The organism is Myxococcus sp. AB025B (assembly GCF_006518215.1).
Lineage (GTDB): Bacteria > Myxococcota > Myxococcia > Myxococcales > Myxococcaceae > Myxococcus > Myxococcus fulvus.
The window spans coordinates 1-12,188 of the sequence record NZ_SRLW01000295.1 but is presented as its reverse complement, the minus strand read 5'-3'; the positions used below and the strand labels follow the sequence as shown (position 1 = coordinate 12,188).

Annotated in this window: 4 protein-coding genes and 1 pseudogene; 2 read left to right on the top strand and 3 right to left on the bottom strand. The window is 66.0% G+C overall.

Going from position 1 to position 12,188, the window contains the following annotated elements; translation table 11 throughout:
• On the bottom strand, nt 1–866 hold an 866-nt coding region (locus FL311_RS34525; protein WP_141331945.1), incomplete at its 3' end, for a serine/threonine-protein kinase.
• Between the two features lie 84 nt (nt 867–950).
• The gene (locus FL311_RS34520) at nt 951–1,805 is read right to left on the bottom strand and encodes a GNAT family N-acetyltransferase (protein WP_141331944.1); all 855 of its coding nucleotides are present in this window, start codon (nt 1,803–1,805) and stop codon (nt 951–953) included.
• A gap of 1,958 nt (nt 1,806–3,763) precedes the next feature.
• On the opposite strand from FL311_RS34520, the gene FL311_RS34515 reads away from it, so the two are divergent.
• Entirely contained in the window at nt 3,764–10,957 is a 7,194-nt protein-coding gene (locus tag FL311_RS34515; RefSeq protein ID WP_194869476.1) for an FG-GAP-like repeat-containing protein, read from the top strand.
• A gap of 5 nt (nt 10,958–10,962) precedes the next feature.
• Nucleotides 10,963–11,301, top strand: coding sequence for a hypothetical protein (locus tag FL311_RS34510; RefSeq protein WP_141331942.1), 339 nt, complete (start codon nt 10,963–10,965; stop codon nt 11,299–11,301).
• Nucleotides 11,302–11,471: 170 nt separating this feature from the next.
• Here the strand turns inward: FL311_RS34510 and FL311_RS34505 are convergent.
• A pseudogene (locus tag FL311_RS34505) lies at nt 11,472–12,041 on the bottom strand (ISKra4 family transposase); the annotation flags it as partial.
• Nucleotides 12,042–12,188: the final 147 nt, after the last annotated feature.

Genomic DNA, 12,188 nt, shown 5'->3' with positions numbered 1-12,188 from the left:
CCCAGCTCACCGAGGCGTGCACGGACTCGTTCCAGTGCGCGGGCGCATATGCCTGCGCGGAGGACAAGCAGGGGGTCACCTGCGTGTCCACGGTGACGCCGACGTCGTGGTACCCGGACGAGGACGGTGATGGCGGCGCACAGCACGTCCGCGGGCCAGTCCGGAGGGAAGGGGTAGTGGCCCGTGGTCGCGCGGTAGAGGCACACGCCCAGGGCATAGAGGTCATCGGTGGCGACGGACAGGTAGCGGGCGTCCGGGTGGCGCCAGTGGCGCTGATGGAAGCGGATGGCCTCGGGGCTGCGCAGGTGGCGGGTTCCCGGAGGCAGGGGGCCGGTGGTCAGGGTGGGCGCGCCGGTGTACGCGCTCGCGCCCAGGTCGATGAGGACAGGGTCTCCTTCGGTGTCTCGCAGGAGGATGTGCTCCGGCTTGAGGTCCCGGTGCAGCACGTCTCCGGCGTGCAGGGTGTCCAGCGCCAGGGCGACTCGGCGGAAGGTCTCCGCCAGCTGTCGGAAGGAGGGGTTGTGTCGCTCCGCCCAGACGTGGAGCGGCGGTCCGGGCACCCAGTCCATGACGAAGTAGAAATGGCCCGTGACGATGTCCGGCCAGCGGCCGCAGGCGTGGACCGCGACCACGTTGGGGTGGACGGCCCGGTCCAAGAGGAGTGTCAGCTCGCGCAGGGCGCGGCCCTCGGCGGTGTGACGGGTGAGCTTGAGGGCGAAGTAGCGCCCCGGCGAGTCCACCGGCTCCACGCGGTAGACGACGCCGTAGCCGCCTACGCCCAGTCTCTCGAGGATGCGCCAGCCTCCCGTCAGGACGAAGCCCGGGGGCAGGGCTTCCGGGGGCATCGGCGATGGATGCGGACTCATGGACGTCAGAGGTCTCCTGGACTCTGACGAATCTAGCAGGTTGAATACCTCTCAGGTGGCCTACTGCCCTGGCCATCCCACGAGTTACCCTGGCGTCAGGGCGCGGGGCGCTCCTGGGGGACGTGTGTCAGCGGGGGGCGATGTGAGCTCGCGCATCATCACGACCTTGGGGTACGCGACGAAGAACCCCAGGCGCTCCATGTTCCGCTGTGAGGGACTGGCGGGCAGGGTGCTGCTCGATGCCAGGGTGCAGCCCTGACGGGTGGCCCAGTCGAGGCGGGTGGAGATCAGTGCCTGCTGGAGTCCCCGGTCGCGGAAGCGCTCGCGCACGCCGGTGCCGGACAGGGTGGCCACGCCGTCGTGTACGGCCACGGTGCCGCCGCCCGCGGGCTCTCCGTCCACGAGCGCGAGGAAGCACGTGGTGCCGGGCATGGTCGCGGTGCCCAGCATGAGCGAGGCCTCCTCGTCGGAGACCTCGTCACGTCCCATGAAGCCCTGGGCCACGGTGCGCGAGAAGACCTGGGCTTCTCCGGGGTGGAGCGGACGAAGCTCGACGCCGGGTGCGGTGGGGGGAGGAGAACTCGCGGGCAGGGCGCGCACGAAGACCTGCTGGAATTCACCGACGCGGTAGCCGCGACGGGCCAGCTCCTGCGCGAGCGAAGGGTCGGAGAAGGGGAGCAGGTCGAGTTGGAGGAGACCACCCTGTGGTCCCAGGTGGGCCTCCACGCGGTCGAGGGACTCGGCGCTGACGGGGCCTGAGAGTCCGAGCGCGAGCGCCTGGGTGAGCGGCGAGTTGGCGCCATTGAAGAGGGCGAGACCGCCTGCGATTTCGAGGATGCCGTGAGAGGGAGTCGCGGCGCGGTTCTGCGCGGCCTGGGCCAGCTCCACGCGGCGGACCAGCGCGGCGTCCACGGTGGGGCGAGAGGAGGGGAGTGACATGGGGCCACACTTGCTCACGCCGCGCCAGGGCGTCCATCCAGTTCCTGCTTCGTCTATCGGGTTCGTGCGATTCGACAAAGTCCGCTTGAGCCAGCTACGTCCGCGTTTCGAGACTGCCGTCCGGCTTCGTGTACGCCGCCTTCTGCGCAGTTGACCCTGTTCCCTCCCCGGGTTTGCTGCGGACGCCCGACGTTGCTGCGTCTCATGGGGTTGGCATTCGCTGATAGCGCAGATTCCAGACCATCAGGGATTCCAAGGGTTGCAGACGGCGCGTGACCGCTGAGTCAAGGATAGATGTTCGTTGCTCTGCATGCTTGGTCCGAACCGAAAGATGCCATCCACAAATGCCATGGCATGGAGCCGCGGCAGACATTGGCCCACGAATTGAACTTTCCACCTCAGCTCCTGCAGCCACGTTCGCAGGCCAAAGAGAGGGCCCGTGTCACCACGAAACACATCGATGGCGCACCCGCGAATTTCGTCGAACACCGCATCCGCCTCAACCCCAGGAGAATCGCGATGAGACCGGCATTCGGAAGCTTCTGGCTCCTGCTGGTTGCTTTCGCGACACGGAAAGCCCGGGGTTGCATGTCACCCAGCGTGCCGAGGAGCCGGAGCCTCTCCAATGGGTGGAGAAGGCTCCTCTGTCGAACGCTGGCCTTCGTCGCGCTCGCCCTGCAGTTCTTCAGCATACCGGCCCATGCGGGACCATGTGCCGAGGGGGATATGGAGCCCCGTTCATGCACCGTTGGAAGCTGCAAAGGCGTTGCATACTGCGAAGGCCTCTATCTAGGACCGTGCACGCCCACCGGGCAGTCCACCCAGTCGTGCACCGTGTGTGGCCGTACGGGCTATCGGTACTGCTCGGAATTCGATCTCATGGCGGAGTCCTGCTCCGCCTACCGGGCCGAACTCTGCAACGCGTGCGATGACGATGGTGATGGCGCTGTGGACGAGGGGCTCGCGGGGGTGCCTTGCACCATGTCCAACGGCTGCAGCGGAGTGATGTCGTGCTCCCCCACGGGAGGCACCTGCGTCTGGGCTCCAGGAAGCACGAAGCCCTGCCCCAACTGTGGCACGGGGGGGTATGCCTCCTGTCATCAAAATGGCTCCATCGGCTTGTGTCGCCCCGTGGCTCCGACGAGCGAAATCGACTGCAACGGCTGCGACGACAATCACGACGGCATCGCGGATGGCGCTTCGGGCACCGCGGAGACTTGCAACGGGCGGGACGATGACTGCGATGGGGCCATCGACGAGGGCTCCTCGGGTGTGGACGGCGACGCGTGCGCGGTGAATGTGGCCCAGGTGTGCTGCGAGCCGACGACGTGTGTGGCGCAAGGCAAGAACTGTGGCGTCATCTCCAACGGCTGCGGAGGCTCGCTGGACTGCGGCACCTGCTCCAGCGGCCAGGCCTGCGGTACGGGAGGCGTCCCCAACGTGTGCGCCTGCGCGCCCATTCCTCAGCAGACGGCTTGCTCCGGCAAGTGCGGACTGGTCCCCAATGGGTGCGGTAGCACGTGGAACTGCGGTGGTTGTACCAGCCCCCAGAGTTGCGGCGGTGGCGGCACGCCCAACGTCTGTGGTTGTACGCCGGTTTCACAGGCGACGGCCTGCGCCGGGAAGAATTGCGGACTGGTGTCCAACGGTTGCGGTGGCACCTATAGCTGTGGCGGTGCCTGCACGGGCTACAACTCCTGCGGCGGCGGCGGCACCCCCAACGTCTGTGGCTGCTCACCTGACCCCAATGCCTGCGACGGAAGGGAGTGCGGCAGCGTCGATAATGGCTGTGGTGGAACGATGAGCTGCGGATCATGTTTCGGGAGTGCCTATTGCAGGGCCGGCGAATGTGTGGGTGGCGAGATGAGCCTGCCGAAGTCCGAGGAGGCCTCGGAATGACGCGCCCGACGAAGTCGTCCAATCCTCATGGCAGGCATGCCCCCAGAAAGGACGTTCAGATGAAGCGTCTCATCTCATTGCTCACCCTTGGCCTGTATGGCGTCAATCTCCTGAGTTCCTGTGGCCCAGCATCAAGCCCGGACGGGAATGATGAGCTGGCGGCCTCCACTGCCAGCCGGCTCAGTGGCACCGAGCGCCTCCTCGCCCCAGCCGGGACGGTGGTGGACACCAACGCCCAGGCCGGCGTCACGCCTGGCGCGACGGAGGGCAGCTACTCGCTGACGGCCGACGGCGCGGCCACCTACAGCGTGCCGTTGTGGGTGCCCCCGGGGCGCGCCGGGATGCAGCCGGAACTCGCGCTCAGCTACAACAGTCGCTCGGGCGCGGGGCTGGCGGGTGTCGGCTTCACGCTGGGCGGGACGCCGTCGCGCATCACCCGGTGCCGCAAGTCCTTGGCGCAGGATGGCGTCGTCGGGCAGGTGCGCTTCGACAGGTCGGACGCGTTCTGCCTGGATGGTGCGCGCCTGGTCCACACCAACCCCAGCGTGGCGGCGTATGGCGCCAACGGCAGCGAGTACCGCACCGAGGTCGACACCTTCGCGAGGGTGACGCTCCTTGCCAGCACCGCCAGCGGCCCGCCGGACTCCTTCGAGGTGCGCCTGAAGAATGGACGCATTCTCACGTACGCCGCGAGGCTGGAGGGCGCTCGCGTCATTCCTCAGCAGGTGCCACCCACGGGTGTCAGCACCAGCACGCTCGAGACGGTGCGCTTTGCCTGGGCCCTCTCAGAGGTGAAGGACCGACAGGGCAACTACATGCGCCTGCTGTACTCGCTGGAGGGCACCCACACGACGGGCTTCGAGCACCTGCTGACGCGCATCGAGTACACCGGCTCGCACACCGACGCTAGCGTGGCCCTGCCTCGGCGCAGCGTGGTGTTCAACTACGAGCCGGGTGACGTGGACGAGTCCTATGTCGCGGGATTCAAGCTGCGCACCTCCAAGCGCCTGGAGCGCATCGAGATGTTCGCGCCAGACGTGCCTGTCTCCCAGACACAGCTCGGTGCCACCACCTCCTGGCGTTCCTATTCACTGAAGTACCGTGAGGGCAGTGAGAAGAGCATCTCTGGCCGTAGCCTGCTCAAGACGGTGACGGAGTGTGACGGTCGCAACGTGTGCAAGGCCCCCACCACCTTCTCCTGGGGACTGGGCTCCGAGTCCTTCACGACCATCGATACTGGCATCCCCGATGTCATCGACAATGACGCCAGATACGACAGTACGAAGCCCTTTGTCGCCCGCGATTACTGGACGGTACAGCTTGCGGATGTCAACGGAGACGGCAAGGACGACCTGCTCTATAGGTTCACTCGCTTTGGCCCCTCGGGCGGTCTCCCGGAAACGGAGTGGCGCCTGCGGCTGAGCACCGGCTCGGGATTCGGCGAGTTCATGGTCGTCAACCTCCCAGAGGCGCAGGTCGGCGACACGCTGGATGACCTGGCCCCCGTGGACATGGACATGGATGGCAAGACGGACATCCTGGCCATCAATCGCTCCCGCTGTGTCCACAACATCAGCGGTCACATTCAGCTCTACCGTTTCAACGGAAGCAACTTCACCACCACCATCAATGACGGCAGCGAGACGTATGCTATTTGCGGCACGGGTCTGGCGAACCTCCGCCCTCCGGGTCTGCAGACCGCGGACCTCAACGCTGATGGTTTGCCAGACCTCTTGCGCTCCTGGCGTCATGCTAATGCGACATCGAGTACGCCTGCGCAGTGGGCTTGGCGCCTCAATCCGCTGGGTACTAGCGGCACCTTGAACTTCCCGGCATACACCCCTACGGGCATCCAATCAGGGCTGGAGCACGCTGGCCTCATCGTCGATGTGGATGGTGACGGTGCCTCGGAAGTACTGCTGCGCAAGCCTCAGTCCAACACTCCTGATGACTTCGCCAACTACTACACGGCTGTGGGCATCAATTCAGACGGCAGTATGCGTGAGGTGGCGACGACGCTGTCAGCTCTGCCCTGGGATCACGAGTGGGCGCAGCCCCACCACTACCTAAGTCTCTGGATGGTGGACGTGACGGGTGACGGCCTCCCGGATGCGCTGACGTTGCACAGGGAGCGCCAGCCACATAGTGACGTTCATCGTAACCTCAAACTGGCGATCAACACCGGCAATGGCTTCTTGCCGCCCCAGACGCTCACCCTCCCCGCTGGCAGTTTGCCCGGGCCGGCTCAATGGAGTGAGACGGGACGATTCATCGACAATGGCCTGCGTGTACTCGACTTCAACATGGATGGGCGACAAGACCTGCTGCTCACCGAGTATTACCTCGACCGAGGCACACCACGTCGCCACCTCACGGTGTTGCTGTCGACGGGCACGGGATTTACGCCCCAGATCCTCTCCACTCTCGAAGTGGGCCGGGCCACTGGGGATGGAACCGCCACTCCCGGAGGCAGCACCCCCCTGGAGGGCTCGGGTTGGGGACAGAAGCTGACGCGAGTCGGCGACATCAACGGGGATGGGTTGCAGGACATCGTCCAGGTCGCTCACGGAACCACGACGTCCCCGAATCCCAGGCTGCTTGTGCACCTGCGCCAGGGAGGCAAGCCGGACCTACTGCAGCAAGCCATCGACGGCCATGGCAAGTTCGTCCGTTTCGAGCACCGGGCCCTGCGAGGGATGCAGGACGAGGGCCGCTACACACCCGGTACTTGCACCTATCCGCAGTACTGCGGCACGCGTGGGATGTGGGTCGTCAGTTCGTACGCGGTGGACAATGGCCAGGATGATGTCTTGGAGCCGCCCTTCCGCAAGTACGACGTCAGCTATGCGGAGGGGAGAACGGACCTGCGAGGCCGTGGCTGGCTGGGCTTCGGCCGCCGCGTCGTCACGGACACGTCGACGAACGCGACGACGACGACGGTATATGACAACGTCACTCGCACCGGGACGCTCTACCTGCATGCCGGCTCGCCCAAGTCGGAGACGGTCAACACTCCCCTCTCGTCGGGCACCCACAGCCGTGTCACTACCTTCCTCCGGGAGGCACGCATCGCGCCAGAGGGTCTCACGCGCTTCCTGTGTCAGGTGAAGACGACGGTGATTGAGACGGAAGGCACCCATGGCGATGTCTCAGCCTCGGTGTTGGACCAGCAGTGTGACGCCTATGGCAACGTGACGTCGCAGGACACCTTCTCGAGCTTCAGCGCCACCGACACGGTTGGCAACCGGCTGCAACGCACCCTCCAGGTGGAGAACCATCCCAGCACCTGGGTGCTGGGCCTGCCTCGGAGGGTGACGGACACGTCGACGTCTCCACCCACGAACTTGTTTCCCAGCGGCCAGCAGGCCACGCGCGCGCGGACATACCAGTACTGCGCCAGCGAGCCCTGCCCGGAGTCGAACCTCGTCTGGCGCACCGTCACGGAGCCGGAAGGTAGCGTGGACACGCGACTGGTCGTCACCTACGCCAGAGACCTCACCGGGCAGGTGACGTCCGCGGAGGCCACGCATGGGGGCAGTGCACCCTCGCGCCAGGAGAGCGTCTCCTACGACAACTTCGAGAAGCTCTTCCCCACCGTGGGCATCAACGCGGAGGGGCACCGTGATGACACGGCCCATCACCCGGCGCTGGGAGTGGTGGCGCTCACCGAGGATGCCAATGGTGTGAGGACGCGCCGCGCCTATGACGGCTTCGGCCGGCTGCGCATTGAGACGGCGCCCTATCGCGAAGGCGGGGCTTCGGCTGGCCCATCCGTGTTGGTGGGTTATGCGCTCGCGGGGCGGGACACCCTCGTGACGGTGCAGCGCGCTGGAAGCCCCACCGTCGTCCAGCGGCTGGACAGGTGGGAGCGACCGGTTTCCGTTAGCACCCAGGCGGCGGATGGACGCTGGACGAACGCCACCACGGAGTACGACTTCTTCGGCCGCCCTGCCCGTACCACGCAACCGCGCTTTGAAGCCGAGCCCGCGAAGGCTTCCACCTTCACCTACGACAACCTGGGACGGCTGTTGAAGGCCACCAGGCCGGATGGCGCATTCCAGGAGTGGGTCTACAAGGGCCGAAGCGCGCGCTATTTCGACGAACTGCGCAACTGGACGGCGACGGTCTTCTCTCCGTTGGGCCAGCCGCTGGTGGTGGAAGAGCTAGAGCAGACCGGCTCCTCGGTGACGACCATCTACTCCTATGGCCCGTTCGGTCTGCTGGAGGCGGTGCGGGACTACAGCAGCGGCATCACCTCCATGGAGTACGACGTCCTGGGGCGCCGCACGAAGCTGATGGAGCCCAAGCTTGGGCCGCTCGTCACGGAGTACGACGCCTTCGGCGACGTGCGCCAGGAGACGGACGCTGGGGGGCGGCAGACGACGTACGGGTACGACAGGCTCGGCCGCGAGGTGCTCGTCGACAACGCGGATGGGCTGACGCGCTTCACGTGGGACACCGCGGCGCATGGCGTCGGCGGACTGGCGCAGGCGGTGAATGAGCGCAGCGCGACGACGACGGCGGATGACGTGGTGTCGGCGTACACGTACGACACGCTGAGCCGACCGACGCAGGAGGCGCTCACCCTCGGCGGCGCGACGCACCTGGTGGACCAGAGTTACGATAGCTTCGGCCGCCCGGACACCCTCTGGTACCCGGCGGGCCCTGGAGGTACCCGGCTGACGGCGCAGCAGGTGTATACGGCGACGGGTTACCCCCTGGCCGTGAAGGACGCGTCCACCGGAGCCGAGTACTGGCGGGCGAGGGAGCGCGACGCGGCCGGACGGCTGCTCGTCGAAGCGCGCGGGGCCAACGTCCTGACGACGTGGAACCGATATGACCACCGGGGCCGGCTGCGCTTCATCGAGTCCCGGGTGGGCGCGACGACGGCGGGCAGCCCCCTCCAGTCGTTGTCCTACAGCTACAACACCAACAACAGCCTGAGCAGCCGCCATGACACGCTGAAGCAGGTGTCGGAGTCCTTTCAGTATGACGGCTTGGACCGGCTGAAGCGTTGGACGGTGCAGGCCCGGTGCGACAACACCGTCACCGACTACGGCTACAACACCCTGGGCAACCTCACCTCCAAGAAGGTGGTGCGCAATGGCACCCAGACGGAGCAGTTGTACTTCCAGTACGGCGCGCAGTCCGCCCCCAGGCACGCCCTCACGGGCGTGAGCACGACAGCGAACTTCAGCACGCTGTCAGAGAGCTTCACCTACGACGCGGCGGGCAACCAGACGAACGCGGCGGAGGCGGGGACAGGGCGCTTCCGCAACATCAGCTACACGGCCTTCAACCTGCCCGCAACGCTGCAGACGCAGCAGGGCACGCTGAGCTTCACCTATGACGCCTTCCAGCGCCGGACGCTGAAGCAGCACGGCAACGGGGACTCCACCCTCTACGTGGGGGGCGTCTACGAGAAGCGGCGGCAGGCGGGCGTCGACTCGCACGTCTTCCTGGTGCTGGCCGAGGGCCGCGCGGTGGCGCAGGTGACGCTGGCCTCGAGCAGTGGCGCCACGCCCGTCACCTCGTACCTGCTGAATGACTACCTGGGCTCGGTGGAGACGGTGACGGATGCCGCCGGCACGGTGCTGGAGCAGCGCAAGTACCAGCCCTTCGGAGCGCAGGGTCGCGCCGATGACCCGACGCTGGCTCCGGCCACCACGGCCAGCAGCGTGCGCCTGGGCTTCACGAGCCACGAGTGGGACGATGAGTCGGGGCTCGTCAACATGAAGGGGCGTCTCTATGACCCGAAGGTGGGGCGCTTCCTGACGCCGGACCCGGTGGTGCAGGCCCCCTACGCGAGCCAGTCCCTCAACCGCTACAGCTACGTCCTCAACAACCCGCTGCGGTACGTCGACCCGTCGGGCTTCTCGGGAGAGGAGGCCATCTCGAGCGTCATGTGGACGGGGCCCACAGCCGACGGCGAAGCGACCTCAATCTGCGGTTCCCCAAATCCGTCGGACTGCATCTCGCCGACGGCGGGCTCGGTAAACGGTGCGGCGACGGAAGTTGGCAACAGCTCCGATGGTGGAGACAGCAGCCCCGCGGCCATCGCGGGTGGCGCCGACAAGAACGGCGGCCTCGAGCCGGGCGTCGTCCAGTCCTCCTGCCGCTTCTGCGTGGGCGATGGACGCGGACTGTTCGCCTTTAGCGACAAACAGATGGACGACCTGCAGGGCTGGGCGCGCGACACGAAGTGGGCCTACGTCCCTGGCGCGGGGCTCGCCACGACGTCGCTCAACCTGATGCTGTCGTTGATGCGCGGCAACACGGACAACCTGGCCAGCGAAGCCGCTCAGGTAGTCCTCTCCTTCGTCTCCGCGAAGGTGGTGGGTGTTATCATCAAGAAGGCTGCGCCTGTCATCGTGGCCGCGATACGCCCTCTGTGGAGCAAAGCGGACGATGGCATCGTTGCGAGCCTTGCGGTGGGAGGTTGCTTCATCGCGGGCACACCCGTCCTTACTGCGAAGGGGTTGGTGCCCATCGAGGAAGTGGCGGTGGGAGACTGGGTGTGGGCCTGGGATGAGGAGACGAAGGTGCCAGGCTGGCACCGGGTGTCGAAAACCTTCATCAAGCCCGCGATGGTCGTGCTCGAAGTCATGCTGGAGTCACCCGATGGCACCCGTGAATCGTTCGGAGTGACGGCGGAGCATCCATTCGGCGTCGTGGGGCGAGGCTGGACGGAGGCGCAGTCGCTCGGGTGGGGGGATGAGGTTGAATCCGCCATGGGAGAGCGCATGCGCGTGGTCTCCGTCGCGAGTTCCGCAGAGCGCAAGCCGGTCTTCAACTTCGAAGTGGAAGACGCTCACACGTATTTCGTGGGCGAGTCCACCGCGTGGGTTCACAACAGCTCGTCGATTGCGAGGCGGCTGTTCCCGAATACGATGCCCGAGATGCTCGCGGCGGAGATGGCAGACGCGAAGAGAGTGAAGGCCCCCATCATGGAGGCGAGCCTTCGTAGTTTAAAAGCGCTTGTCGACAGTGGTGAGAGGATAAAGTACGTGGTGCTGGAGTCGGGTCAGCTCATCGTCGCCCCTCACACCTACATGGGAGTGGAGATCAAGCACGCAGTCCTATCCGCTGGGCGTGCGGTTCTTACGGCGGGTGAGGCTCAAATTGCCCGTGCCGGAAACACGTACTTTGGCCTCAGGATCAGCAGTCGAAGCGGCCATTTCATGCCGACTGACGAGAGCGTGGCGTATGCTCGGGCTGCGTTCGCTCAGATTGGCATCACCTTCCCGCCGTGAGGTGCATGATGGAACCGAAAAAGCTCAAGGTGCGACGCTGGTCCGAACTCTCCAACACCCCCCTCTCGGAAGAGAGTGTGCGTGCTCGGCACTTGCCTGCGGGGAAGTATCGGGTGAGCGTTGACCAGTATTCGCCGGGGGAAAATTTCGGTGGCGGAATGCGGGCCGGTACGTGCTACGTGTTGACTGGGCACTGCCAGATGGAGTTCGGCACGCAGGTCGCCCAGCTCGCCGCTGGGGATGTCGCGGAGTTTCCTGAAGGCAGCTTTCGCGTGGTGGTGGGTCGAGAAGCTGGCTGTGTTGCGGTTTTTGTCTGGGAGCTTCCAGCGGAATTTGCTCGATAAGCGAATGTCGGACTCTGCGTGGCGGCATCCTTTCACCGCAGTACCCAGGTGTCAGCCTGGGCACTTGTAGAACCTGGGTCACCTTGGGCCAACTGCGTCCCGTGGAGGATTGCCTCGCCACGGGACGCATTTTCACATTCTGCCTGGGAGGCTCCGTCCGGGTCTGGCTCTCATCCTGAGCACGCAGCCCGGTGGACCTGAGCGCGCAGAGGGGCGAGCGTGAGGTCGATGGCGGCGTCCCAGCGCTCGGAAAGCACCAGGGAGCGGAGGTCGAGCACATTTTGACCGGACTGCTCTTTCCAGCGGCTGCCGGGGCGCTTCATGCGCAGGGCCACGAGCGACTTGCAGGTGGCCTCCACATTGCCGCTGCCGATAGGCAGGCCGGCGGCCCGGGCGTCGGCGTAGTGCATGCGTTCGCCGTGGTTCTCCAGGTAGGTGAGCGCCTCGTGGACGGGGCGGCCGTCGCCGAGCACGCCGTCGCGCTTGCCCGAGGCGTCCAGCATCTGCACCAGCTTCCAGACGGCACCAGGTTGGTTGAGAAGCATCAGCTTCCACTTCTCGCGCAGGGCCGCGGCCTTTTGCTCGGTGGACGCCAGCAGCAGCGCCGCCGCGCCGAGTTTCTCCATGAGGTGCCAGAAGTCCACCAGGCGCACGACGCCCTTGGCCGTGGGGGCGTACGTGGCGAGTGCCTCGTCGAGCAGCGCATGCAACTCCGGAGCGCCGTCGGTGAGGACCACCACGCGCATGGAGGGCACCTGACGGTCGTGTCCCTATAAGTGTGTAGATGGCGAGGAGGGACGAGCGGGAAAGAGGGAAGCTCCTCGGTGAAACCAACCGAACCGGTCTCCTCCTGACAGAGGAGCCGAGGAGTTCCCCGACGTGGACGT

Bases quoted from the DNA above. Each gene is read 5' to 3' on its own strand.
- FL311_RS34515 (WP_194869476.1), top strand. From the start codon at position 3,764: ATGAAGCGTCTCATCTCATTGCTCACCCTTGGCCTGTATGGCGTCAAT.
- FL311_RS34520 (WP_141331944.1), bottom strand. From the start codon at position 1,805: ATGTCACTCCCCTCCTCTCGCCCCACCGTGGACGCCGCGCTGGTCCGC.
- FL311_RS34510 (WP_141331942.1), top strand. From the start codon at position 10,963: ATGATGGAACCGAAAAAGCTCAAGGTGCGACGCTGGTCCGAACTCTCC.